The 24342-nt window shown below is 49.1% G+C and carries 24 protein-coding genes; 4 read left to right on the top strand and 20 right to left on the bottom strand.

All coding sequences use genetic code 11. The features are described from left to right. Nucleotides 1-18 precede the first annotated feature (18 nt). The 4 genes from U0008_RS03300 to U0008_RS03285 form a co-directional block, all read right to left on the bottom strand. Entirely contained in the window at nucleotides 19-903 is an 885-nt protein-coding gene (locus U0008_RS03300; protein ID WP_043490908.1) for a PHP domain-containing protein, read from the bottom strand. Between the two features lie 113 nt (nucleotides 904-1016). Continuing rightward, on the bottom strand, nucleotides 1017-2993 hold the full coding sequence (speA, locus tag U0008_RS03295; protein ID WP_040046206.1) for a biosynthetic arginine decarboxylase: 1977 nt from the start codon (nucleotides 2991-2993) through the stop codon (nucleotides 1017-1019). Beyond that, nucleotides 2986-3252 (bottom strand): hypothetical protein, encoded by a 267-nt coding sequence (locus U0008_RS03290; RefSeq protein WP_131000473.1) that lies wholly within the window; start codon nucleotides 3250-3252, stop codon nucleotides 2986-2988. The genes speA and U0008_RS03290 overlap by 8 nt, the downstream gene beginning before the upstream one ends. Before the next feature lie 75 nt (nucleotides 3253-3327). After that, nucleotides 3328-3582, bottom strand: coding sequence for a hypothetical protein (locus U0008_RS03285; RefSeq protein WP_071842607.1), 255 nt, complete (start codon nucleotides 3580-3582; stop codon nucleotides 3328-3330). A gap of 475 nt (nucleotides 3583-4057) precedes the next feature. Here U0008_RS03285 and metK point away from each other — a divergent pair, with 475 nt between their 5' ends. Together metK and U0008_RS03275 are read left to right on the top strand one after the other, a co-directional pair. Further along, nucleotides 4058-5212 carry a methionine adenosyltransferase gene (gene metK / locus U0008_RS03280; RefSeq protein ID WP_025799120.1) on the top strand — a complete coding sequence of 385 codons (1155 nt, stop codon included), beginning with the start codon at nucleotides 4058-4060 and terminating at the stop codon, nucleotides 5210-5212. Nucleotides 5213-5584: 372 nt separating this feature from the next. Beyond that, entirely contained in the window at nucleotides 5585-6991 is a 1407-nt protein-coding gene (locus U0008_RS03275; protein WP_025799118.1) for a sugar porter family MFS transporter, read from the top strand. Nucleotides 6992-7648: 657 nt separating this feature from the next. Here the strand turns inward: U0008_RS03275 and deoD are convergent. The 4 genes from deoD to deoC all read right to left on the bottom strand — a co-directional run bounded on the left by deoD (nucleotide 7649) and on the right by deoC (nucleotide 12167). Continuing rightward, entirely contained in the window at nucleotides 7649-8383 is a 735-nt protein-coding gene (gene deoD, locus U0008_RS03270) for a purine-nucleoside phosphorylase (protein WP_004846800.1), read from the bottom strand. 93 nt (nucleotides 8384-8476) lie between these two features. Then, on the bottom strand, nucleotides 8477-9700 hold the full coding sequence (deoB, locus tag U0008_RS03265; protein ID WP_043490904.1) for a phosphopentomutase: 1224 nt from the start codon (nucleotides 9698-9700) through the stop codon (nucleotides 8477-8479). Nucleotides 9701-9808: 108 nt separating this feature from the next. Further along, entirely contained in the window at nucleotides 9809-11131 is a 1323-nt protein-coding gene (deoA, locus tag U0008_RS03260) for a thymidine phosphorylase (RefSeq protein WP_043490902.1), read from the bottom strand. A 256-nt stretch (nucleotides 11132-11387) separates the two neighbouring features. Then, nucleotides 11388-12167: a deoxyribose-phosphate aldolase gene (gene deoC, locus U0008_RS03255; protein WP_043490900.1), complete on the bottom strand. Its 780-nt coding sequence runs from the start codon at nucleotides 12165-12167 to the stop codon at nucleotides 11388-11390. A 446-nt stretch (nucleotides 12168-12613) separates the two neighbouring features. Here deoC and U0008_RS03250 point away from each other — a divergent pair, with 446 nt between their 5' ends. Continuing rightward, on the top strand, nucleotides 12614-14176 hold the full coding sequence (locus U0008_RS03250) for a YjjI family glycine radical enzyme (RefSeq protein ID WP_043490897.1): 1563 nt from the start codon (nucleotides 12614-12616) through the stop codon (nucleotides 14174-14176). Then, nucleotides 14148-15011: a YjjW family glycine radical enzyme activase gene (locus U0008_RS03245; protein WP_043490895.1), complete on the top strand. Its 864-nt coding sequence runs from the start codon at nucleotides 14148-14150 to the stop codon at nucleotides 15009-15011. The genes U0008_RS03250 and U0008_RS03245 overlap by 29 nt, the downstream gene beginning before the upstream one ends. A gap of 246 nt (nucleotides 15012-15257) precedes the next feature. Here the strand turns inward: U0008_RS03245 and U0008_RS03240 are convergent, their stop codons facing one another. The 12 genes from U0008_RS03240 to U0008_RS03185 all read right to left on the bottom strand — a co-directional run bounded on the left by U0008_RS03240 (nucleotide 15258) and on the right by U0008_RS03185 (nucleotide 23777). After that, the gene (locus tag U0008_RS03240; protein WP_043490894.1) at nucleotides 15258-16238 is read right to left on the bottom strand and encodes a glutathione S-transferase family protein; all 981 of its coding nucleotides are present in this window, start codon (nucleotides 16236-16238) and stop codon (nucleotides 15258-15260) included. A gap of 135 nt (nucleotides 16239-16373) precedes the next feature. Beyond that, nucleotides 16374-16769: a DoxX family protein gene (locus U0008_RS03235; protein WP_025799105.1), complete on the bottom strand. Its 396-nt coding sequence runs from the start codon at nucleotides 16767-16769 to the stop codon at nucleotides 16374-16376. A 320-nt stretch (nucleotides 16770-17089) separates the two neighbouring features. Then, the gene (locus U0008_RS03230) at nucleotides 17090-17383 is read right to left on the bottom strand and encodes a YqjK-like family protein (protein ID WP_043490891.1); all 294 of its coding nucleotides are present in this window, start codon (nucleotides 17381-17383) and stop codon (nucleotides 17090-17092) included. Next, nucleotides 17380-17781 carry a phage holin family protein gene (locus U0008_RS03225; RefSeq protein WP_043490890.1) on the bottom strand — a complete coding sequence of 134 codons (402 nt, stop codon included), beginning with the start codon at nucleotides 17779-17781 and terminating at the stop codon, nucleotides 17380-17382. The genes U0008_RS03230 and U0008_RS03225 overlap by 4 nt, the downstream gene beginning before the upstream one ends. Continuing rightward, complete coding sequence (locus U0008_RS03220) at nucleotides 17781-18086, bottom strand: ElaB/YgaM/YqjD family protein (RefSeq protein ID WP_004846778.1); 306 nt, start codon at nucleotides 18084-18086, stop codon at nucleotides 17781-17783. Before U0008_RS03220 ends, U0008_RS03225 begins: the two co-directional genes overlap by 1 nt. Nucleotides 18087-18222: 136 nt before the next feature. Further along, a complete protein-coding gene (locus U0008_RS03215) occupies nucleotides 18223-18612 on the bottom strand; it encodes a DUF1090 domain-containing protein (protein ID WP_025799099.1) in 390 nt (129 codons plus the stop codon). Nucleotides 18613-18874: 262 nt separating this feature from the next. Then, nucleotides 18875-19276 carry an EnvZ/OmpR regulon moderator MzrA gene (mzrA, locus tag U0008_RS03210; protein ID WP_043490888.1) on the bottom strand — a complete coding sequence of 134 codons (402 nt, stop codon included), beginning with the start codon at nucleotides 19274-19276 and terminating at the stop codon, nucleotides 18875-18877. 1 nt (nucleotide 19277) lies between these two features. Beyond that, nucleotides 19278-19955 carry a DedA family protein gene (locus U0008_RS03205; RefSeq protein WP_040046218.1) on the bottom strand — a complete coding sequence of 226 codons (678 nt, stop codon included), beginning with the start codon at nucleotides 19953-19955 and terminating at the stop codon, nucleotides 19278-19280. An 82-nt stretch (nucleotides 19956-20037) separates the two neighbouring features. Then, nucleotides 20038-20556, bottom strand: a complete 519-nt coding sequence (locus U0008_RS03200) for a hypothetical protein (protein WP_046449784.1) — start codon at nucleotides 20554-20556, stop codon at nucleotides 20038-20040. Between the two features lie 268 nt (nucleotides 20557-20824). Then, complete coding sequence (crcB, locus tag U0008_RS03195) at nucleotides 20825-21220, bottom strand: fluoride efflux transporter CrcB (protein WP_025799091.1); 396 nt, start codon at nucleotides 21218-21220, stop codon at nucleotides 20825-20827. 286 nt (nucleotides 21221-21506) lie between these two features. Next, a complete protein-coding gene (gene exuR / locus U0008_RS03190; protein ID WP_043490886.1) occupies nucleotides 21507-22280 on the bottom strand; it encodes a transcriptional regulator ExuR in 774 nt (257 codons plus the stop codon). Nucleotides 22281-22481: 201 nt separating this feature from the next. Beyond that, complete coding sequence (locus tag U0008_RS03185) at nucleotides 22482-23777, bottom strand: MFS transporter (protein ID WP_043490884.1); 1296 nt, start codon at nucleotides 23775-23777, stop codon at nucleotides 22482-22484. Nucleotides 23778-24342: the final 565 nt, after the last annotated feature.

The following is a 24342-nucleotide window of genomic DNA, read 5'->3' as shown; positions in this document are numbered from 1 at the left end:
ATCCGGGCATAAAAGAGCTTACTGGCTCACGATATCCAGAAACCGTTTTATCTCTACCAGTTGCTCTGGATTGTATCGACAGGTTCCCACTTCAATTTTGGGTTTGTTACGCCCGTGGAAATCACTGCCGCAGGTCACATAAGCCCCCTGCTCCAAGGCAAAATCATATAAGCGCTGCGCCAGTTCATCATCATGGTAGCTGGAGAACACTTCAATTCCCGCCACGCCAGATTCCAGCATCAGCTCAAGTATCGCCTCATGTTCTTCTTTCACATTGGCCCCGATATGCGCAATAACGGGAATGCCACAGTTGTCACGGATCAAATCCGCCATCTCTTCCAGAGCCGGATAGGTCACTGGCTGATAGCAGGCTTTACCTGGGCCGAAAAAATCCCAGTAAAAGTTGATTAATGGCATATCGGCGCGCGCACCACCGGAGCGGTACGGCAGCAATAGTGGATTATTGGCATTACGATCATCTTCAAGAATAGCCTCGCCCATTTGCTCTTCCTGAGGTAAACGGCCATTCGCCAGCCGCGCGAGATGCTCGTCGTCAATAAAGAAACCGAACTCGCGTAGCTTCGCCAACTTCACGGGCACCAGCTCACACTGAATATCGTTGAAGTTTTCATGCACCTGCGTGAAATCATCCGATGGCGTAAAGCCATAGCCGAGCAAATGAAAGTTACGTCCTTGGAAGGTACAGTCGATTTCAATGCCAGAAATGATATTCAGCGCATCACTTCGCCACTTCTCAGATTCAGCAAACGAAAACGCCGAATTGTGATCGGTTATCGCCAGCGTGGTAACGCCTTCACGAACGCAGCGAGCAATCAGTTCTGCAACCGGATAATCTGCGTCATCACTATGATGCGAGTGCATATGCAGGTCGACTTTTTCCATGTGAATACTCCCATTCTTCAGATCGGTATAATTTCTCACTATACATCAGCCACAAAAAAGGGTGCCGAAGCACCCTTACACTTTGTGATCTCGATGTCTGTTAGATCAACCGATCACTCATCTTCAAGATAGGTATACCCGTAGAGACCAGACTCAAATTCATCCAAGAACTGGGTTTGTAGCTCAGCGTCGAGATCCGTTTTGCGGACCTGATCGCGGAAGCGGGTCAACAACACTTCAGGATCGAGCTGAACATATTCCAGCATCTCGGCAACCGTATTACCTTCGTCCGAGTCTTGCACCTCAACGCTGCCGTCTTCAAAGACAAAGACGTCAACCGAAGCCGTATCCCCGAACAGGTTATGCATGTTGCCCAGAATCTCTTGGTACGCACCCACCATGAAGAAGCCAATCAGCGGCGGATTTTCTGGATCGTACTGCGGCATCGGCATCGTCGTTGCGATCCCATCGCCGTCGATGTAGTGATCGATGGCACCATCTGAGTCACAGGTAATATCCAGCAGCACCGCACGGCGCTCAGGGGCCTGATCCAAACCGCTCAACGGCAGCACCGGGAACAGCTGATCGATCCCCCACGCATCAGGCATCGACTGGAACAGTGAGAAGTTCACATACAGCTTGTCAGCCATACGCTCCTGCAGTTCATCAATGATCGGACGGTGTGCGCGATTGCTTGGATCAAGATGTTCTTGGATCTGGCTACAGATCGTCAGATATTGCTGCTCAGCCCATGCACGCTGGGTAAGATCCAAAATACCGTGCGCATACTGGCTGTGCACGTCGTTCAGATCGAGCTGGCTATCGTGCAGCCATTCACGCAATGAACGTTTGGTATCAGAATCCTGCATCTCTTCCCATGTAGACCACAGGCTTTGCAGCGCACGAGGCGCATCTTCAGCCGGAGCCACAGGCGCGTGGAATTCATTACGTTCAACGCCAATCACATTAGAAACCAGCACCGTATGATGCGCCGTTACCGCACGACCGGACTCCGTGATCACCGTTGGATGCGGTAAACCGTGCTCATTACAGGCATCACCGATGCCCCAAATGACGTTATTCGCGTATTCGTTCAGACCATAGTTCACCGAGCAATCAGACTGGGAACGCGTTCCTTCGTAGTCCACGCCCAAGCCGCCGCCGACGTCAAAGCACTGAATGTTCACGCCCAGCTTATGTAACTCAACGTAGAAACGTGCAGATTCGCGCACGCCGGTGGCGATATCGCGAATGTTCGCCAACTGAGAACCTAAGTGGAAATGCAGCAGTTGCAGGCTATCCAAACGACCCGCTTCACGCAGGGTTTCAACCAGTTGCAATACTTGCGTTGCCGCCAAGCCAAATTTAGATTTCTCACCGCCGCTCGACTGCCATTTACCGGAGCCTTGCGAAGATAAGCGCGCACGCACGCCAAGGCGGGGCACCACGTTCAGGCGCTCGGCTTCTTCCATCACCAGCTTGATTTCAGACATCTTCTCGATAACCAGATACACCTTGTGACCCAGTTTTTCGCCGATCAATGCCAAACGGATGTATTCACGATCTTTATAGCCGTTACACACAATCACGGAACGCGTCATACCAGCATGAGCCAGCACCGCCATCAACTCCGCTTTCGAACCTGCTTCTAAACCTAAGGGCTCGCCAGAATTCACTAACGACTCAATGACGCGACGATGCTGGTTTACCTTAATTGGATAAACCAAGAAGTAGCCGCCTTCATAGCCGAAAGATTCACGCGCACGCTTAAACGCCGCGTTAATTGAACGCAGGCGATGTTGCAGGATCTGCGGGAAACAGAACAGCGCAGGCAAACGCTGGTTGCTCTCTTTTTGCAGCTTCTCTACCAGTTGCGTCAGATCGACGCGCGCTTCTGGGACGTCGGGATCGGGACAAACTGAAATATGACCCAACTCGTTGACGTCATAATAGTTGCCACCCCAGTAGGCGACGTTATAAGTACTCAGCATTTTGCTGGCATTACGATCATTCATGGCAACCTCCTGCATAGAACGCAATTGATGATGTCCGGCCGCTTCCTGCGGACGTTGGCGAAGTTCGTTAGACATGACGAACTCCTTGTGCACTGTCGTGGCAAATAATGGAATTATTCACAGCACGGTTATTCACTATCGCAGCAACATCTGCGCTTAACAACCCACACGCCGGGATTTTTGGCGTGACCACAAAGCTCAGCACCGGACAAAATGCCGGACTGATATAAGTATAAGAGCAAAACACGTCGCTAACTCCGTGGGTCGAGGAGTGCATTCTTGAATGCAGGATAAACCCCAATGAAAATTCGCCTGCGCGTTGTTTGGTAGTCATACCACGCTGCAGGTTACCCTTGTTCAGTCATCAGTTGCCGCTATCGGCGTAAGAATCCTGAGTCGCGCCCCATCTTCACCAAAGTGGTGAATAACATCGGGAAAATGCGAGAAATGCAGATAAATAGGAAGGAAGGCGCAAAGCGCGGAACAGCGGAGCGCCATCAAGACGCAGAATATTGCCGGAAGCAATAGTGTGGAACGCGACCGTTGTCGCTGAGATATTCGTGCGGATCATTACCTGAACCACCTCCATGCCTGCGGCTAAAATAACGCGCAGATCCAAAAAGTTAACAGTGTGTTGAGACTGACAGTATGAGCAACAACTCATACCCTCCTCGGCCGGAAGTGAGACACATAGCCGCCCCTTATCACTTGTATTTTCAGCAAGTTATCTAAAAATTACTGCTGTTAACACATTTTAGCGATTCGGTTAAAGCGTCATGCACCGGTAAGCCGCGCGCAGTTTATACAATCAACAGCTCGAAATTGCAAAATGAAATTTTGCTAAAAACTGTTTCTGTGCGTTTACGCAGGTGTAAAAGAACGGGCTGTATAGAAAAAAATACTTGTTTGCGGACATAAAGTGACAAAAAGACTAGAAAACTACGACGGGTCTGTCTTAAAATAGCCGTCCAGATGTTAATCCATCTATACTTATTGACTGATAAACTGCTGAACGGCTTTGCCTGAGGGGCGTTGCAGGATGCATCAGGCACCAGAGCTAGCCACAAGCTAGATACTGATGTACATACCCCAGCATTACGCAGTGACTCTAAACCCGTCTTTTAAAGGTAAAGAACACCATGGCTAAACACCTTTTCACATCTGAATCAGTGTCCGAAGGACATCCTGATAAGATTGCAGACCAAATTTCTGACGCCGTGCTTGATGCGATCCTCGAGCAGGATCCAAAAGCGCGCGTTGCATGCGAAACCTATGTCAAAACCGGCATGGTGCTGGTTGGTGGTGAAATCACCACTAATGCATGGGTAGACATTGAAGAACTGACCCGTAAAACCGTGGCTGAAATCGGTTATGTAAGTTCTGATATGGGCTTTGATGCTAACTCTTGCGCCGTTCTGAGCGCTATCGGCAAACAATCTCCAGACATCAACCAAGGCGTTGACCGTACCGATCCTTTAGAACAAGGTGCTGGCGACCAAGGTATTATGTTTGGTTACGCGACCAACGAAACCGACGTATTGATGCCTGCGCCAATTACCTATGCTCATCGCTTGATGGAGCGTCAGGCTCAAGTGCGTAAAAACGGCACTCTGCCATGGCTGCGTCCGGATGCCAAAAGTCAGGTCACTTTCCTGTACGACGACGGCAAAATTGCGGGCATCGACGCCGTAGTTCTTTCTACTCAGCACGCAGACACCATCAGCCTGCCTGATTTGAAAGAAGCGGTAATGGAAGAAATCATCAAGCCGGTTCTGCCGCCAGAATGGTTGTCTGCTAATACCAAATACTTCATCAACCCAACAGGCCGTTTCGTTATCGGTGGCCCAATGGGCGACTGTGGTTTGACTGGTCGTAAAATCATCGTTGATACCTACGGCGGCGCAGCACGTCACGGCGGCGGTGCATTCTCCGGTAAAGATCCTTCAAAAGTTGACCGTTCAGCGGCATACGCTGCTCGTTACGTAGCAAAAAATATCGTTGCTGCGGGTCTGGCGGATCGCTGTGAGATTCAGGTTTCTTACGCAATTGGTATCGCTGAACCAACTTCAATCATGATTGAAACCTTTGGCACCGAGAAAATCTCTACCGAGCAGCTGACCTTGCTGGTACGTGAATTCTTCGACCTGCGCCCATACGGTTTGATTCAGATGCTGGATCTGATCCAACCAATCTACCGTGAAACCGCAGCCTATGGTCACTTTGGCCGTGAGCACTTCCCTTGGGAAAAAACCGATAAAGCCGCACTTCTGCGTGAAGCCGCTGGCCTGAAATAAGGTTAACCCCAACTAAAAAAGCAGGCCTTTGTGCCTGCTTTTTTATTGTCTAAAAATTGACTCATCGATATTACCGCTCAAATGAAAGCGATTACATTAAATTCATACTTAAACTAAAAATACGTTTAATGATTAAAAAATACCCATATAAACCAATATAGTACCACTCTGCTTTATGGATTAAATTGTTTTAAAACCAATAAATTAGCCACGCAACACTGTAAGTAAATCCATAACCTTGTGACTACTCGCTTTCCGTATGAATGCCACATTAGTGTAAACGATTACATTTATGTGATCGAGAGCACTTACATTAGCGCCATAGATTCTTAACATGATAAGCATACAAACGAGTTTCTTTTCGGAGGCAGTATGAGTACTACCGTGAGTACACAATCGGTTCGCAAGACCCGTTCAAATGCCAGTCTAACGTTCTTTGTCTGCTTTTTAGCTGCGCTGGCAGGCTTACTGTTCGGGCTGGATATTGGTGTTATCGCTGGTGCTTTGCCATTTATCAGCGAGACGTTTCAAATCACCAGCTCTCAACAAGAATGGGTTGTGAGCTCTATGATGTTTGGTGCGGCAGTCGGCGCAGTGGGTAGCGGCTGGTTGAACTTCCGCATTGGCCGTAAATACAGCTTGATGATTGGCGCAATCCTGTTTGTGGTTGGCTCCCTGTTTTCTGCCTTCGCACCTGATGTTGAAATTCTGATCCTTTCTCGCGTACTGCTGGGATTAGCGGTAGGTATCGCATCTTATACGGCTCCGATTTATCTTTCTGAAATTGCACCAGAAAAGATTCGCGGCAGTATGATTTCAATGTACCAGTTGATGATCACCATCGGTATTTTGGCCGCTTATCTTTCTGACACCGCTTTCAGCTACACCGGCGCATGGCGCTGGATGCTGGGTGTCATCACTATTCCAGCTATTCTGCTATTGATAGGTGTGTTCTTCCTGCCAGATAGCCCACGCTGGTTAGCCGCACGCGGCAGTGATGAAAAAGCCCGCCGTGTATTAGAAAAACTGCGTGATACCAGTGAACAAGCCAAAAGTGAACTGGATGAAATTCGTGAAAGTCTGAAAGTGAAACAAAGCGGCTGGGCATTGTTTATTAACAATAAAAACTTCCGCCGTGCCGTTTATCTTGGCGTGTTGTTACAGGTGATGCAGCAGTTCACCGGCATGAACGTCATTATGTATTACGCACCAAAAATCTTCGACTTAGCGGGCTTTGCCAGCACCTCACAGCAGATGTGGGGCACGGTTATCGTGGGTCTGGTGAACGTATTAGCCACCTTTATCGCCATCGGTTTAGTTGACCGCTGGGGTCGTAAGCCAACCTTGATTCTCGGTTTTATCGTGATGGCTTTAGGTATGGGCACCTTAGGTACCATGATGAACATCGGTATCAGCTCCGTGTTTGCTCAGTACTTTGCCGTTATCATGCTGCTAATCTTCATCGTCGGTTTTGCCATGAGCGCCGGTCCACTGATTTGGGTGCTGTGTTCTGAAATTCAGCCGCTGAAAGGCCGTGATTTTGGTATCACCTGTTCAACCGCCACCAACTGGATTGCCAACATGATCGTCGGGGCAACCTTCCTGACCATGCTGAACTCTCTGGGTAGCGCACATACCTTCTGGGTCTATGCCGGTCTGAACGTTATCTTCATCTTCATTACGTTAGCGCTGATCCCTGAGACTAAGAATATCTCTCTGGAACACATTGAACGTAATCTGATGCAGGGCAAACCACTACGTAAGATTGGGTCTAAGTAATTTAAATTGATGTAACACAAATACAAACAAGGCGGCCAGTGTGTCGCCTTGTTCGTATTTATATTAGAACAGTGAAAGGTTTCGTACGCCGGTTAGCTTTTATGTTTCCATGAAACCGCTGATGTAGGCGTCCGAGAAGAGGTTGCCAGCGCGCAACCTCTTCACTCTCGCGCTTTTTACCGAGTCGTTTGCCCGACCGGTTTCGGAGCGCACATCCTGTACGCCCTCAACCTGCCACCAGCATCCCTGCTGGCGGCTCTAAAATGCACTCTTTAAACATAAAAAAGACAAAAGACATTTTTGTCTTCTTATCTTTTTATTTTATCTCTCTATTTTTCTTTTAATTGTTTAAGTCTTGGTTGGGAGAGCCGCCGGTACAGGGATGTACCGGCGGAGTTTGGGGCGCCCTGGATGGGCGATACCAAACCGTAGCGGAGATGGCGTCTCGGATAAAAGCGCGAGGATTGAAGGGGCGCGCGCTGGCGCCCCTCATCGGTCGCCTTCTACCCAGTTTGTATGTGAATACAGCAGCGGATAGGCGAACGAAACCTATCACCATCGCCACATAAACGAGAGGCGAACAAAACCTTACACCATCACCGAATACAAAAAAGGCCCCTATTCAGGAGCCTTTAAACGTATTCCAGCTATCCGCTATTACTTAGCAGCAGCTTCTTCCGCATCGCCCAGCAGAACGGATTCCAGCGCGATTTCAATCATGTCGTTGAACGTGGTCTGGCGTTCTTCAGCAGTGGTCTGCTCGTGGGTACGAATGTGGTCAGACACGGTGCAGATAGTCAGCGCTTTCGCACCAAATTCAGCGGCAACGCCGTAGATACCCGCAGCTTCCATTTCCACACCCAGAATGCCGTACTTATCCATCACGTCAAACATAGACGGGTCTGGCGTGTAGAACAGGTCAGCAGAGAAGATGTTACCTACGCGTGCATTGATACCTTTGGCTTTCGCTGCGTCAGATGCGTTACGCACCATGTCGAAGTCTGCAATCGCTGCATAGTCGTGGTCTTTGAAGCGCAGACGGTTAACTTTAGAGTCAGTACATGCCCCCATGCCAATAACCACGTCACGCAGTTTAACGTCCATGCGCACTGCGCCACATGAACCCACGCGGATGATTTTTTTCACGCCAAAATCAGTGATCAGCTCTTTCGCATAGATAGAACATGATGGGATACCCATACCGTGACCCATAACGGAGATCTTACGCCCCTTATAAGTACCGGTGAAGCCCAGCATGCCGCGCACGCTGTTTACCTGACGGACGTCTTGCAGGAAAGTTTCAGCAATGTGTTTTGCACGCAGCGGATCGCCCGGCATCAACACAACGTCTGCAAAATCACCCATCTCGGCATTAATATGCGGCGTAGCCATAATTCGTATCCTTTTGGTATGTAAGTCTAAATATCAAGCTAACTATGAAATGAAACGCCACCCGACTCATCAAAGCCGGGTGGCGCTCAGAAATTAAAACATCACTTTACCGTAATCCATCGGAGACAGACCAAAGTAGTTTGCTACGGTTTGGCCAATATCTGCGAAGGTTTCACGATGGCCCAACGAGCCCGGTTTCACTTTAGGTCCGTAAACCAGAACAGGGATGTGTTCACGGGTATGGTCGGAGCCTTCCCATGTTGGGTCACAGCCGTGGTCAGCGGTGAAGATAATGATATCGTCATCTTTCACTAATTTCAGCATTTCTGGCAGACGGCGGTCAAACAGCTCAAGCGCAGCGGCATAACCTGCGACGTCACGACGGTGGCCGTAAGAGGAGTCGAAATCAACAAAGTTGGTAAACACAATGGTGTTATTGCCCGCTTTTTCCATCTCGATAAGCGTTGCATCAAACAGCGCATCAATACCGGTCGCTTTCACTTTCTGCGTAATCCCGACGTTAGCGTAGATATCAGCAATTTTACCGATAGAAACCACTTCACCGCCCTTCTCATCAACCAACTTTTTCAGCATGGTTGGTGCCGGTGGCTCAACCGCTAAGTCATGACGGTTGCCGGTACGTTTGAACTCGCCAGGTTTGTCACCCACGAATGGACGTGCAATCACACGGCCAATGTTGTAACCACCTTTAGTCAGCTCTTCACGTGCGATTTCACACAGCTCATACAGACGATCCAGCCCGAAGGTTTCTTCATGGCAAGCAATCTGGAATACAGAGTCAGCAGAGGTATAGAAAATCGGTTTGCCGGTTTTCATGTGCTCTTCGCCCAACTGATCCAAAATCACAGTACCAGAAGAGTGGCAGTTGCCCAGATAGCCCGGCAGGTTGCCGCGCTTAACCAGAATATCTAACAGTTCCTGTGGGAAGCTGTTTTCATGCTCGGAGAAATAGCCCCAATCGAACAGAACAGGAACACCCGCAATTTCCCAGTGACCAGACGGCGTATCTTTACCGGAAGAGAGCTCGCTCGCATAGCCATACGCGCCGATGATCTCAGCGTTTTTATCCAAGCCCTGTGGAAAACGGCCGGTTGATTCTTCAGCCGCTTTACCTAAACCTAAACGGCTCAGGTTAGGCAGGGTCAGCGGGCCTTTGCGACCAATATCTGCTTCGCCGCGCGCGCAGGCGTCAGCAATATGACCTAGCGTATCGGAACCCACATCGCCAAAGCGTTCAGCATCTTCACTCGCACCGATACCAAATGAGTCTAATACCATGATAAATGTACGTTTCATCTTACTCTCCTGCGCTTCAGCGCTGTGACCAAAGAGCCGATGCAAACTTGGCGACTCTCTGGTTTTAATCCTAAGGCTGGTTTAACCAACACCCGTTAAGTATGGCGTTTACTCAGTGATACGGCGATAAACTACCGGATTTTCTGCCGGAGCTTTGTCACCCAACACAATTGCGCTGCGTACTGCACGAGCAGCCTGTTGCCAATCTTCTTCATTGGACGCATGCACAATCGCCAATGGACGCTGCGCATCCACGCTGTCGCCCAAACGAACCATATCAGTTAAACCGACGCTGTAATCGATGCTGTCTGTCGCACGGCGACGCCCGCCGCCCAGTCCAACCACTGACATACCCAGTTCGCGGGTATCCATAGCAGTAATAATACCACTGTGTTCAGCAAAGACCGGCTTGCTTAATGTGGCTTGCGGTAAGTAGCTATCGTAGCGCTCAACAAAATCAGCTGGGCCGCCTTGTGCTGCCACCATGCGGCCAAAGATCTCTGCAGCTTTACCGTTATCCAATACCGCCTGCAGTTTATTGCGTGCGTCCTGTGGATCTGCGGCCAAATTACCAGAAATCAACATCTCGGCGCATAAAGCCATCGTCACTTCAAACAGGCGCGGGTTGCGGTATTCACCCGTCAGGAACTGCACGGACTCACGAACTTCAACGGCGTTACCGGCGCTTGACGCCAGAACCTGATTCATATCAGTCAGTAACGCGGTTGTTTTGCAGCCTGCGCCGTTAGCCACGCCAACGATAGACTGCGCCAGCGCTTCGGAGAGCTCGAAAGTAGGCATGAAGGCACCGGAGCCGACTTTTACGTCCATCACAAGTGCATCCAGTCCTTCTGCCAATTTCTTGGCTAAAATAGACGCGGTGATCAGCGGAATGGAGTCAACGGTCGCGGTAATGTCACGCGTCGCGTAGAAACGTTTATCTGCCGGCGCCAAAGAGTTGGTCTGGCCGATAATAGCCACACCCACTTCAGAAATAATTTTACGGAAACGCGCATCGTCAGGGAAAATGTCAAATCCTGGGATCGCTTCCAGCTTATCCAGCGTACCGCCGGTATGGCCTAAACCACGGCCAGAAATCATCGGAACATAACCACCGCATGCCGCCACCATTGGGCCAAGCATCAATGAAGTCACGTCACCCACGCCGCCGGTGGAGTGTTTATCCACAATCGGGCCGTTTAGATTCAATGATTTCCAGTCCAGAACCGTACCGGAATCTCGCATTGCCATGGTGAGGGCAACGCGTTCAGGCATGATCATATCGTGGAAAAAGATGGTCATCGCCAATGCGGCAATCTGACCTTCAGAGACGGTATTGTCACGAATACCGTTGATGAAAAAACGAATTTCTTCCTCGCTGAGCGCGTGGCCATCACGTTTTTTACGAATAATTTCTTGTGCTAGGAACAAGGTTGTATCCCCCTGCTGATTATATCCTTAGAACTTAGAGCGCATGCTCAAGACATTGGATATGTGTGTAGGTTAAAGAGGTATGTTCTGCGGAACGCCCCGCCCCTTCCTGCTTGAAGTTGCCGCTACGTTGGCTATGTTTGCCGCCTTGATGCAACGTCAATCATTTTGGGTATCGAACAAATAATTTAAATAAAACAATAAGTATCACCGCGACGAAACCGCCGCGGCGAAAAACAGTTAGACAAAAACTGAATTAGTAAGCGCTGCCGGTGCCTTTAGCATCGTAGCCCAGCGTTTTCAGCAGGCTTGCCAACAGGCTGGAAGCACCAAAACGGAAGTGACGCGAATCAGCCCAGTCATCACCCAGCAAACGACCCGCCAGAGCCAGATACTCTGCAGCATCTTCAGCGGTACGAACGCCACCAGCAGGCTTGAAGCCAACGGTTTTGGCTACGCCCATATCACGGATCACGGTCATCATAATCTCTGCGCTTTCCAGCGTGGCGTTAACTGGTACTTTACCGGTAGAGGTTTTGATAAAGTCAGCACCCGCTTTGATAGAGATTTCAGATGCTTTACGGATAAGCGCAGCGTCTTTCAGCTCGCCGGTTTCGATGATCACTTTCAGCAATACGCCAGCTTCGTTACAGGCATCTTTGCAGACTTTAACCATGTCGAAACCAACCTGCTCGTTGCCCGCCATCAGCGCGCGGTATGGGAATACCACGTCAACTTCGTCGGCGCCGTAAGCGATAGCCGCTTTGGTTTCTGCCAGTGCAATAGCGATATCATCATTACCGTGCGGGAAGTTAGTCACGGTAGCGATATGAATTTCAGGAGTGCCCTGCTCGCGCAAAGTTTTACGCGCAATTGGGATGAAACGTGGATAGATGCAAACTGCTGCGGTGTTACCAGCTGGGCTTTTTGCCTGATGGCACAGAGCGATCACTTTTTCGTCGGTGTCGTCTTCGTTCAGGGTGGTCAAATCCATCAACTGTAACGCACGTTTTGCAGCAACTTTTAAATCAGTCATTTTACTCTCCAACTGGGCTGAACTGGCTTTGCCTAGATTCAGACACAATGATTTAGGGCTCGGAGGCTTCACAGTTCACGATAAACGCGAAAGCCTTGAAGGTATCCCAATACGTTGGCGAGCGGACTTGGTTCCTTGAAGATTCTGTTCCGTCATTCTGACCGGAAAGCAACTGAGATCCATCTCACCGCATGTGGCCCTTCATGGTCAACATCATATGTTACTATTTGAACACAAACCCTCCGTCACATTTGTGCTCATCGTCACAGTAGATGAAAAACCAACTGTAACAACTCGAGATTATATGTGATTAACATCACGAAATAACCTCTTATATGGATGAAAAACGCATTACCTTCTCATGGCCTATATCAGGATCAATAGATCGCTGGCTTATCCTCTTTAGAATGACGATAAAACAGCACTATTGCCCGCGGAGAGGCGTTATGACGAATTCCACCGATACTTCTGTACTACCTGCATTCCTACAGCGCTGCCAGCACATTGCGACCAGCGAAACGCTGTCTCCAGAGCAAAAACGTCACTTTTTGGCTCTAGAGGCCGAGAACGCCCTACCGTATCCCAATCTACCACCAGAAGCCCGTCAGGCACTGGATGAGAACGTCATTTGCGATATGTTTGAAGGGCATGCGCCGTACAAACCACGCTACGTTCTGCCGGATTACGTCAAGTTTTTGTCACAGGGCTCCGAATATCTGGAACTGGAACCAGCGCAGGATTTTGACGACGCACTCAATATGCTGTGCATCCTGTACCACCATGTCCCTTCCGTTACCTCTATGCCGGTATTTCTCGGCCATTTAGACAGCCTACTGCTGCCTTATGTTGGAATTCTAACAGAAAACGAATTATATATCCGCATAAAACGTTTCTGGCGTTACCTGGATCGCACTTTGCCAGATGCTTTTATGCATGCCAACATTGGGCCGAAAGATAACCTACTGACTCGCCTGATTTTACGCGTAGATGCCGAGCTAAAGCAGGTTGCGCCTAACCTCACGTTTATCTACGATCCACAAATCACACCTGAATCTTTGCTACTTCAGGCCGCTAAAAACATTTGTGAATGCAGTAAGCCTCACATCGCCAACGGCCCTGTGCATGATAATATTTTCACAAAAGGCGGCTACGGTATCGTCAGCTGTTACAATTCTCTGCCACTTGCCGGCGGCGGAAACACGCTAGTTCGTATTAATTTGAAGCAGGTTGCGTTACGCAGCGAGTCTTCACAGGACTTCTTTACCCGCCAGCTACCGTATTATTGTCGCCAGCAAATTAATATTATTGATGCTCGAACCGACTTCCTCTACAACCAATCGCATTTCTTTGAGCAAAGCTTCTTGGTAAAAGAAGGTTTAATCGATCCTCAGCGCTTTGTGCCTATGTTTGGGATTTATGCGTTAGCGGAAGCGGTGAATATTTTGCAGGAGAAAGACGGTTTACCGGGTGTTTACGGCGAAAGCGAACAGGCGAATCAGCTTGGCTATCGTATCAGTGAACAACTGGCCGAGTTTGTGGCACAAACGCCGGTTAAACACGGCTGGAAACAGCGTGCCATGCTGCATGCCCAATCGGGTATTAGCTCTGACATTGGCACCACGCCGGGCGCTCGAATTCCTTACGGCACAGAACCCGATCCCGTTACCCATTTGATGACCGTGGCCCCTCACCATGCGCATTACACATCGGGCATCAGCGACATCTTAACGCTGGAAGAAACCATCAAGCGCAATCCTGAAGCCATGATGCAGCTTTGCCTCGGTGGTTTTGCCGCCGGTATGCGTGAGTTTTCCGCCAACGTCTGCGGTAACGATTTGGTTCGTATCACCGGCTACATGGTGCGTCTGTCTGATATTGAAAAATTCAATGTGGAAGGCTCACGACTAAATACCACGTGGTTAGGAGAGGAAGCGGCCAAGAATACCGGGATCATGCAACGCCAGCCACGAGTGATTAGCCATGAGCAATCGATGCGCTTCGGTAAGTAAGATCTTACCATTCTCCTGCGTCGATGGGCCAGGCAGTCGCTTGGCCATTTTTCTGCAAGGGTGCAATCTAAACTGTAAGAATTGCCACAATCCTTACACGATTGGTCTTTGTGACCACTGCGGCGACTGTGTAGAGACCTGCCCTCATCAGGCATTACGTCTGGAAGATGGGCGTGTGCGTTGGGATGAGAAAGCCTGTCAGCAATGCGATACCTGCCTGCAAACCTGCACACGCCAATCCAGCCCAATGGTGCAGCGCTACAGCGTAGATTCTCTTTTGGCACAGGTAAAACGCAATGCGCTGTTTATCAATGGCATCACGGTTAGCGGCGGTGAGGCAACGCTGCAACTGCCGTTTTTATGTGACTTCTTCACCGCGATTAAATCCACGCCAGTGCTCAAGCATTTAACCTGCCTAATCGACAGTAACGGTGAATTATCCACGACTGGCTGGGAGAAAATCGCACCATGGATGGACGGTGCCATGATTGATCTTAAAGCGTGGGGCAGCGAATGCCACATAGCATTGACGGGGCGAGATAATCAAAGGGTCAAACAAAGCATTCAGTGGTTGGCAAAACATGACAAGCTCAGCGAGCTGCGCCTGCTGGTGATCCCACAGCATAGCGATCACCTGCAGCATGTTGATGAATTAGCGCAGTTTATTACCACGCTCGGTGATATTCCTGTACGCCTCAACGCCTTTCATCATCATGGTGTTCGCGGTGATGCACAAGCATGGCAAAGTGCCACAAAAGAAGATATTGAAACGCTTGCCACCGCGCTTGCCCAGCGTGGCGTAAAGCAAATTATCCGCCCTGCGCTGTATTTATGAGAAATCAAAAAGCCCTGCTTGTGCATAACGCCGTTCGTTTAAGAGATCGAGATACACGGGGCTAGCACACCGCGGGGCGGTTAAGGAACACATCCCTGTGTTCCTCCCAGAGGGCCAACGCTAAAGCGTTGTTCAACTTTGCTCCAAGCAAAGTTGTCGGCAGCTAAAGCTGCTACGACCCCATCGGTGTACTTCCCCTAAAATCACACTTAAGTGAAAGGTGTTACTGCTTTTGCAGGGCTTTTTTTAACGCTTATCGCGGCCGTGCGGAGCATCAAGATCTTGCCTTGGCCCGATCGAAATAATGCCCGTTGGGTTGATGGTTTTATGGCTGCGATAATAATGATTACGGATGTGTTCCAAATTGACCGTCTCTTTAATACCCGGCATCTGATAGATATCACGCAGGAATCCATACAGATTCGGATAGTCACTGATCCGCTGCCAATCGCATTTAAAATGCGTCACGTATACTGGGTCAAAACGCACTAACGTCGTCCACAAACGAAGATCGGCCTCGGTTAAACGCTCACCGGTTAAGTAACGCTGACGGGCAAGAATGTTTTCCAGCTTATCTAATGAGGCAAATACCGCGCTAACGGCTTCATCATAGGCCTCTTGCGACGTCGCAAACCCTGCTTTATAGACGCCATTATTAACGGTGTCATAAACCCAACTATTGAGCTCATCAATCTCAGCACGCAATTCCGACGGATAAAAATCACCCGGCTTTGCGCCCAAATCATCAAACGCCGTATTAAACATACGAATGATATCTGAAGATTCATTGCTGACGATGGTTTGAGTTTGTTTATCCCACAGTACAGGGACAGTGACGCGTCCGGTATAGTGCGGGTCGGCCTGTAGATAGAGCTGGTAGAGAAAATCATGGTGATAGAGTTCGTCACCGGTCGCGGCAGCGAAGGAGCGCTCAAACGTCCAACCATTTTCCAGCATCAGCGGGCTGACCACGGAAACAGGTATCAGCGTTTCCAGCCCCTTAAGCTTGCGGACTAACAACGTGCGATGTGCCCACGGACAGGCCAAAGAGACATAAAGATGGTAGCGATCTTTTTCTGCCTTAAATCCCGGTTCATTATTTGGGCCAGCAGATCCATCAGAAGTGACCCAGTTACGGAATTGCGCGTTTGAACGCTTAAAACGTCCACCGGTAGATTTGGTGTCATACCAGATATCTTGCCAGATACCGTCAACGAGTTGTCCCATAAATCCTCCTGATTGTGCCCATCATTTGCAGGGAAGTGACTTTATACCAAAGCATAAAGGGGCGTGTTCGCCCCTTTACTATCTCACTATAGCCCTTTTTACTCTAAATCATTCGAGCTGTAGAAAGGTAAGTCATTACCATTTTTTGTTCAGTAAACGGTCGATGCTGAATGCGCCTGGGCCTGCAACGGCCAGAACCAAGTAGCCACCAGCGATAGTCAGGTTTTTCATGAACATCAGTTGGTTAACACCATCTGCAAAGTTCGAATGGAACAGGAACGCGGTCAGAATCGTGAAGCCTGCGGTAAACAGTGCGGTAGTGCGAGTCAGTAAACCGAACAGAACGGCTAAACCACCACCCAGCTCCAACAGAATCGTCAGCGGCAACAGTGCGCCCGGAACGCCCATGGCTTCCATGTATTGCTGTGTGCCAGCGTAGCCAGTCACTTTGCCCCAACCCGCTGAAATAAACAGGATTGGCATCAGGATACGGGCGGCCAGCAGTGCGATATTTTCTAATTTGTTGCTCATTTTCATGCTCCAGACAATTTGATGTTGCCGCTTATGCAGCGCTATTCGGTGTGAGGCGTGCAATCCATGTGGCGTTAGCCATATTGTGGAGCGCGTTTCTCTCGATGGGCTAATACTAGGACAAAGCATGAAGGAGTGTTAGCGAGTAAAATTGCTGGAATTCTTCAAAAAAACTGAAGTCAAAAAGTTATAAGAAAATAATCAAATACAATAAGTTAAAAGATAGCACGCGAGTGATTTCGCAAGTTATTACTTTTAATTTAGATAAATACGCAGGATTTTTGTGGGATTTTTATAGGTCTGAAGAGAGCGGAATTTAGTTAGGCTTTTGAGTAAAACGCTTTGCGTACTACTTTAACAACGCCCCATACGCTGAATGCACGACGCGTCCAGCGAGCGGTTTTAGCCGGATGACGAGCGCCATATAGCGCCAGTAGGCTTGAGCCTAGCAGCATAAATTTGCGTAACCGCATCACGGCCGAAATACGGTGGTCGAATTTCGCCGTGAGCTGTAACCATGCACGACGCTCACCAGCTAAATCAAGACGTTGCTGCTGAACCTGACGCAGCAGACGCGCTTTCTCTAAGGCGAGTTCTTGACGATTACGGCTCACTTGCGATCCTCTTCCAGTAACTCTCGGTCAATTTCTAGCTGGTGCCGAGTGGCTCCTAACAACGTTGATCTTCGAGCTTTGGTGATAGTCCAAATTGCCCCAATTAATGCTAGACCCAGTAAAACTGCGGTGGTGATCCCCAAAGCCATCAAGCGATAGGCCGGATCAATTGCCCAGAAAAGCAGAACCAGCAACGTCATCAAACCAAATGCCGTAAACAGCAGCGTAATGCCTGCCATCATCAGCAATTGAATAACGTTAGCCTTTTCCTCTTCCAGCTCCACCACGGCCAAACGCAGCCGAGTTTCCACCATGCCAACAATAATGGTGACAATGCGCTGAGCGGTACTCAGAACCCCGCGAGCGGGGCCCTGAGAAGTGGTGTTATCAGCAGGCATTAGCGGCGAGCCAATAGAACGCCTAGCACCACACCGACCGCTGCGCCGATGCCAACGCCAGTCCAAGGATTGTCATGAACATAGCTATCTGCACGATCTGCGATCTCTTTGGTTTGTGCAGCCACTTTCTCACCGGCCGCGTTCAAGCGCGCACGGCTACCTTGCAACGCGCTTTCAGCTTTCGCGCGGATTTTTTCCAGCTCGGCCTTCGGCTTGTCGGTAGAAGAATTCAGAACCTCTTCTAAGGTATCGGCGAGGGACTTCAGTTCGGCACGTAATTGCTCGGAAGTTGAATCGTTAGCCATTCCTAGACTCCTTAACTTTACTGATATGGTCTTTTAACATAGCGAGCTTTTTCCATGAGCGCAAAGGTAATTGCCACATATCCTTCTGTATCTGCCGTTTTTGGTATGAAAAAACTCGGCATTTTACTGACGTTAATTACTGCCCTAACGCCTGCTGCGCCTCTTTCAACTCGTCTTGAGCTTCGACCAGTTTTTTCTCTTTTTTACTGATTTTGTCAGTTTTTCCGGTTTGCTGAGCTTCGCTGAGTTCTTGCTGACGTTCAGCAACTTTCTGCTGTTTTTCTTTTACGTCCTTTTGCAGATCGGCACGTAGCCCAGCTTCAGTGCAGTTGCTTTTCACTTCACTAAGCGCCTTCTGCAAACCGGCAACGCGATGTGTGTTGTTGTGCTGTTGGGCGTATTGGATCTGCTCTTCAATGCTTTGCTGCTTGCTCGCGCAGGTCACCGCCGCCGCATTAGCGGCCGCGCTCATCATGCCCAAAGAAGCAACGGTCACAGCTAAAAGTACGGTTTTTTTGAATGTCATGAAAAGTCCTTATTGAGTTTAAAAGTGCCCCACTCCGGGGACATATGTCTTTGTATCATCGAAACAAGCCTAGGGTTCGATACGCATAACCTCGTCACTGGAGTGCGCCCGACCGTTATAACTATAACCTGCAATTATTAACGATTACTTATCACTATCATTAAATAATAGGTGCTTTGCAGTCAAAAATGGGAGCCGATAATCGAAAAATCAGACAATCCTTAAAAACAAAAACAGAGCCATAAGGCTCTGTTTTTAATGTTTAGCTGCTAAGTCTCGGTTGCCTGGGAGGATCCTTGACGTCACTTTCGGCTGACTGGAATAGCGTGCGCCGATGCGTTTTAGACGCAATGCTATAGCCACGCGGCAGCACCGTCTGCAACACGTGCATTGCCTCATCCTGCTGTTCAGGCTTAGCTAAATGAACCAACAAGCCGTTTCCATCTGGCGTGATGCTTTTAATGCTGATGCCGTGCTCATCGAGTTTCTGATAGACAAAAAAACCATCGGGCGTCGCTAAACCAGACTGCGTCGCGCTGATTTGCAGCGTGGTTTCTTTGTGCACCAAATGTGGCACAACCCACCATGCAAATGCAGCGACGATCAATACAAAAAGCAGTAAAGCACGCTTCCATCCAAGCCGCTGAATAAGTAGCAGAGTCACGTTATTTCCTTTGCTCAGGCTGTGTCGTTGTATGTTTTTTACGCCATAACACGACCAATGAGCCCACCAATCCCACCACCAGAAGTACCAGCGGAAGCATCATCAGTAGGAACATCAGCTGGTCTTCGTAACGCAGGAACAGCGGGGTTTTGCCCAGCACATAGCCTAGCGTTGTCAAAATAATGACCCACAGGAAACCGCTCATCCAGTTAAAGAACTGGAAGCGAGTGCTGCTTAAACCAGAAAGACCCGCGATCAGCGGCAACAGCGTACGCACGAAAGCAAGAAAACGCCCAACCAGCAGCGCCGAAAGGCCGTGTTTATGGAACAGATGATGCGAGCGCTGATGATAATGCGCAGGAAGATGAGAAAGCCACTTTTGCACCAGTCTGGTATTCCCCAACCATCGTCCTTGGATATATCCCACCCAGCAGCCGAGGCTGGCCGCAGTGGTCAAAACACAGATGGTCATGCCAAAGCCCATGGTGCCTTTAGCAATCAGCACGCCGACGAGGATCAGCAAACTATCGCCCGGTAAAAAGGCCGCCGGCAGCAAACCATTTTCCAGAAATAAAATCACAAACAAAATGCCGTAAATCGTCCACACCAGCGATGGGTTCGCCAGTGTTTCATAGTCCTGTTGCCACAGGGCATGTATCAATTCGTTAATCATATCCATCGAGTATTCCTAACTGAAAATTCGGAAGGTCCATCCGCCAGCTCATCTCATGGACGTCACAAAGGACGATGGAGTCAGGGAGCTAGCTAAAGTTAACCAACGTGCGCTTGGCATCCGGTTGGTCATACGTCAGCTTGCCTCTGTATAGAATATTACTCTCTTTCCAGCCACCCAGCCGATTTTGATGCGGGGGAAGCTGTAATGTTCGTAATAGAGCAAGAGAAACGCTCTCGCCGCTATATTGTCGAGAAGCTTCAAAATAGGGAATTTCCGCGCGCAGCGGTAGAGGAGCATCCGGTAACTTAGGCAGCATTCGCCCTTGTTCTGAACCTGTTTGCATATGGAGGCGCAGTAGCGCCGCCAGCTTCCGCGCATTCGATTTACGAGAAAGATATTGCGCTGGTTCATCTGACGGTTGCATGACCGACATGGACAAACTATCTGTGAATATTTCGCCTAAATCGCTATCTGCTTTAACAACGTAGGCTGGAATAGCATAGTGATTCGCATTGTGCGAATGCCAAGCCGTTTGCTTGCCAGAGGCCACACTGACCCAGCATAACAACAGTAACATAACGGTGGCAGACGAAAGACGCTTCAATATTTTGTTGCTTCCAGACATATGCAGAAAAAAGTCGGCTAACTGTAGCAAAATCACCGTCTAGGAAACAGCAGAAAATACGCATTTATCGCGACGAATTGAGCGATATAGGTGCTTATTTGCCTCTGGTTTCCGCGAGGTTCAAGAAAAGAAAACCAGAAGGGAAAAAAGTAGGTATTAGTATGATCAATGAACTATGCCGTGTTTACCTATTTGTTCTCAATAAATCTACGTTCTCAATAAACACGGCTAGACAGACTGATACTGATTAACCCGGCATAGAGCCACGGCTCAGCAGCGCATAGCCTGCAGCAACCGCAATCATGCACAGCACCAGATTCAAAATAACGTTCATGGCTGCCCGCAGCCAGAATCCTTGAGTAAACAGCGCCAAGGTATCAAACGAGAACGTAGAAAAAGTGGTTAACGCCCCCAGAAAACCAACCGCAATCAGTGGACGCCAATGAGGAGAAATTAGCGTGCCAGTATTTAGCGCCGCAACCAATAACCCCATGATAAAGCACCCCACAACGTTCACCGTCAGCGTGGCGTAAGGGAATGAATTCCCAAACCAACCGTTGAACCAGTTGGTGATTTGAAAACGGGTAATAGCTCCCACTGCGCCACCAAAGGCAACAATCAGTAATGTTAAGCCATAGCTCATGGCGTGCTCCTTGATAATAACAAGCATGTTATAGATGAAGACTGTCAGCAGAGGCGATTTGATTAACCACAGGGAGAGGATTTCAGCCCGGCAGCCAAGCGCTATCGCTCTGAATAAACAGAGAAATAAAACTCAAACTTCTGCCAGGCGTCATCAGCGAAAAGAGAAAACTCTTTTGGCGGTTTTTAGTTGCCGAGAATTGAGCAACCAACGGTGGAGCACCATCACCGATTGAATTATAGATTAAGCCAACGATTCTTTACAACGCACAATCATTTAGGTGAAATTATTTGACGTTGGTTACGCCGTCCAAATGCACCACGGGGTTTTCGGCAAACAGATAGCGATCGACGTTAAACTCGAAGTCATCGGTGGTCGCTTGGAAAAGCATTTGCTTCGTATTTTCCAAATGTTGCCACATCGCCACTTTCGCGCCGTAGGGATCTTTACGCATCAACGCTTTGAGGATCTTGTCGTGGTCTTCACACCAGCTTTCGATCGACACATCGTCGATATGTTCATGGAGTTTTAGCCAATATGGATTATGAATACGCTGGCTCCACATCTGCTCCACAATCGTAGCCATGGCTGAGTTTTGCGTGGCCAAAGCGACCTGTACGTGAAATTTCAAATCCCATTCAGAATCACGGAAACGATCTTCCTGACGCGCATGTTCCTGAATTTCCATCAGCGCCACAATATCCTGCTTGGTGACCTGAGTTGCCGCAAACTCGGCAATATTACTTTCAATCAGCTGGCGTGCTTGCAGCAGTTCAAACGGCCCTGCGCTCGCAAACTGAATATTGCGATTAGGCTGAACCAGCGTTTTTGGCTGATTGCTGATGACATGGATGCCCGAACCTTTACGCACCTCAACATAGCCCTCAACCTCCAGCATGATGATAGCCTCGCGAACCACGGTGCGGCTCACGTTCATCTCTTCGGCGATATAACGCTCGGCTGGCAGTTTCTCACCCACAGGGTAAACGCCTGATTCGACGCGCTGTTTCAGCTCTGCGGCTAACTGTTGGTACAGTCTTCTGGGTTCTGTGAATTCCATTTATGGTGCTCTATTAAGGTTAAGAGTGGGCAAAGGCTGTGATACATGCAGATTTAAATCTGTTATACCACTTTTCCAATATGGGCACCAGAGAGCCCAACGCTCTGGTGATAGGGAAAAATGCAGATAAAAAAATCCGCCGATAAACGGCGGATTTTAAGGATACGGTCGATAAGCTAAACCGTTAGTACATCAAATAAATTACACCGTTGCTTTCTGATGACCCGATGCAGCCTCAACTTCTTCCGCCGTACGGTTTTGCAGCACCGTCCAGATGACTAGTGCGCCCAGCAGGTCGAAGACCGCTAATGCTGCGAACAGCGGGCTAAAGCCAATGGTATCTGCCAATGCCCCGACGACTAGAGCAAACATGGTACTCGCGGTCCATGCGGCCATCCCGGTCAAGCCGTTGGCCGTCGCCACTTCATTACGCCCAAAGACGTCGGAAGATAGCGTGATCAAAGCGCCAGACAGAGACTGGTGAGCAAAACCACCGACACACAGCAGGGCGATTGCCGCATAAGGGCTGGTGAACAAGCCAATCATGCCTGGGCCAATCATCAGAACCGCCCCCATGGTGACAACTAACTTACGCGAAACAATCAGGTTTACTTTGAAATATTTCTGGAACAGCGGAGGCAAATAGCCGCCCAGCACGCAACCAACGTCAGCAAACAGCATTGGCATCCAAGCAAACATCGCAATTTCTTTCAGGTTGAAGCCGTAAGCTTTAAACATGAATAGAGGGATCCAGGCATTGAAAGTCCCCCACGCAGGCTCAGCCAGAAAACGTGGCAGGGCAATACCCCAGAACTGGCGGTTACGCAGAATTTCCCATGCAGACATACGCTTAGCGTTGTTGGTTTGGTGATGTGCTTCCTGACCATTCAGGATGTAATCACGCTCTTCATCAGACAGTTTTTTCTGGTCTTTCGGGTGTTTGTAGAAGATTAACCAGCAGATTGCCCAAATCAGGCTGAGTGCACCGGTAATAATGAAGGCCATTTCCCAGCTGTGTGCCACGATAGCCCATACCACTAATGGAGGCGCGATCATCCCACCAATCGATGAACCTACGTTAAAGTAGCCAACGGCAATAGAACGCTCTTTCGCCGGGAACCATTCGGAAGAGGCTTTCAGCCCAGCAGGGATCATCGCGGCTTCAGCCATACCCACCGCACCACGTGCGATAGCCAAACCACCCCAGCTACTGGCTAATGCGGTCCCCATACAGAATACCGCCCACAGGATGGCAAACAGTGCATAACCCACCTTCGTTCCCAGCACATCAAGCACGTAGCCCGCAACAGGCTGCATGATGGTATAACACGCAGAATACGCAGCAATAATATAAGAGTATTGCTGGGTGGTGATATGCATGGTGTCTTGTAAGGTCGGCGCAGCAACGGCAATGGCGTTACGAGTTAAGTAACCTAATACAGTCCCCACGGTAACCAAGGCTATCATGTACCAGCGTAAGCCTTTAATTTTACGCATTTAAACTCTCTCCCAGTATATCCCGTAACCTTCAAGCGACATCAGCATTGGCCGACTTCCGACACCTTGAAATTGTTTGGGCTTAGAACTCTGCCTTGTGGAACGCCTTTGGCGATGTGTGCAAGGCTGCAATGAACCGCGCTTGTGACTGCGCCGCGTAATAACTCTCCATATTGAAACGGTGATAGCGTTACGTGTGAGGTACGCATCTACCTTATTCATCTGCGCTGTGGTTCTAAAACTACGGCTCTAGATGGAAAGTTCGGACGTTCCTGTTCCGACTTTGAATTGGTTTTCTGGTGCTTGGTAAATAGATATTGGTCAAACCACTTCTCATGATTGGTTAGGGCAATACTCATTTCGCAGCGGTGGCTAAGATAACTTGTCATACAGATTTAAAAGTTGAGAGCCATCACAAAAACCATTTTTGGATTAAGGAATAATAAACACACACTTTAGCCACGCAGAAAAGTGGCTTCATAAGCGAAAGTGCTGAGTAATTATTCTGTTTTGTCGCTTTCATTAGGCTAATCGCGGAAAAAGTTCTGGACGAGCGCCACAATTG

The organism is Hafnia alvei, from assembly GCF_034424155.1.
In the GTDB taxonomy this organism is placed as follows: Bacteria; Pseudomonadota; Gammaproteobacteria; order Enterobacterales; family Enterobacteriaceae; genus Hafnia; species Hafnia alvei.
This window is presented reverse-complemented; position numbering and strand designations above follow the sequence as displayed.

Excerpts from the sequence above, each read along its gene's own strand:
- U0008_RS03300 (WP_043490908.1), bottom strand. The coding sequence starts at position 903 with ATGGAAAAAGTCGACCTGCATATGCACTCGCATCATAGTGATGACGCA.
- speA (WP_040046206.1), bottom strand. The coding sequence starts at position 2,993 with ATGTCTAACGAACTTCGCCAACGTCCGCAGGAAGCGGCCGGACATCAT.
- U0008_RS03290 (WP_131000473.1), bottom strand. The coding sequence starts at position 3,252 with ATGACTACCAAACAACGCGCAGGCGAATTTTCATTGGGGTTTATCCTG.
- U0008_RS03285 (WP_071842607.1), bottom strand. The coding sequence starts at position 3,582 with ATGAGTTGTTGCTCATACTGTCAGTCTCAACACACTGTTAACTTTTTG.
- metK (WP_025799120.1), top strand. The coding sequence starts at position 4,058 with ATGGCTAAACACCTTTTCACATCTGAATCAGTGTCCGAAGGACATCCT.
- U0008_RS03275 (WP_025799118.1), top strand. The coding sequence starts at position 5,585 with ATGAGTACTACCGTGAGTACACAATCGGTTCGCAAGACCCGTTCAAAT.
- deoD (WP_004846800.1), bottom strand. The coding sequence starts at position 8,383 with ATGGCTACGCCGCATATTAATGCCGAGATGGGTGATTTTGCAGACGTT.
- deoB (WP_043490904.1), bottom strand. The coding sequence starts at position 9,700 with ATGAAACGTACATTTATCATGGTATTAGACTCATTTGGTATCGGTGCG.
- deoC (WP_043490900.1), bottom strand. The coding sequence starts at position 12,167 with ATGACTGATTTAAAAGTTGCTGCAAAACGTGCGTTACAGTTGATGGAT.
- U0008_RS03250 (WP_043490897.1), top strand. The coding sequence starts at position 12,614 with ATGACGAATTCCACCGATACTTCTGTACTACCTGCATTCCTACAGCGC.
- U0008_RS03245 (WP_043490895.1), top strand. The coding sequence starts at position 14,148 with ATGAGCAATCGATGCGCTTCGGTAAGTAAGATCTTACCATTCTCCTGC.
- U0008_RS03240 (WP_043490894.1), bottom strand. The coding sequence starts at position 16,238 with ATGGGACAACTCGTTGACGGTATCTGGCAAGATATCTGGTATGACACC.
- U0008_RS03235 (WP_025799105.1), bottom strand. The coding sequence starts at position 16,769 with ATGAGCAACAAATTAGAAAATATCGCACTGCTGGCCGCCCGTATCCTG.
- U0008_RS03225 (WP_043490890.1), bottom strand. The coding sequence starts at position 17,781 with ATGCCTGCTGATAACACCACTTCTCAGGGCCCCGCTCGCGGGGTTCTG.
- U0008_RS03220 (WP_004846778.1), bottom strand. The coding sequence starts at position 18,086 with ATGGCTAACGATTCAACTTCCGAGCAATTACGTGCCGAACTGAAGTCC.
- U0008_RS03215 (WP_025799099.1), bottom strand. The coding sequence starts at position 18,612 with ATGACATTCAAAAAAACCGTACTTTTAGCTGTGACCGTTGCTTCTTTG.
- U0008_RS03205 (WP_040046218.1), bottom strand. The coding sequence starts at position 19,955 with ATGGATATGATTAACGAATTGATACATGCCCTGTGGCAACAGGACTAT.
- crcB (WP_025799091.1), bottom strand. The coding sequence starts at position 21,220 with ATGAGCTATGGCTTAACATTACTGATTGTTGCCTTTGGTGGCGCAGTG.
- exuR (WP_043490886.1), bottom strand. The coding sequence starts at position 22,280 with ATGGAATTCACAGAACCCAGAAGACTGTACCAACAGTTAGCCGCAGAG.
- U0008_RS03185 (WP_043490884.1), bottom strand. The coding sequence starts at position 23,777 with ATGCGTAAAATTAAAGGCTTACGCTGGTACATGATAGCCTTGGTTACC.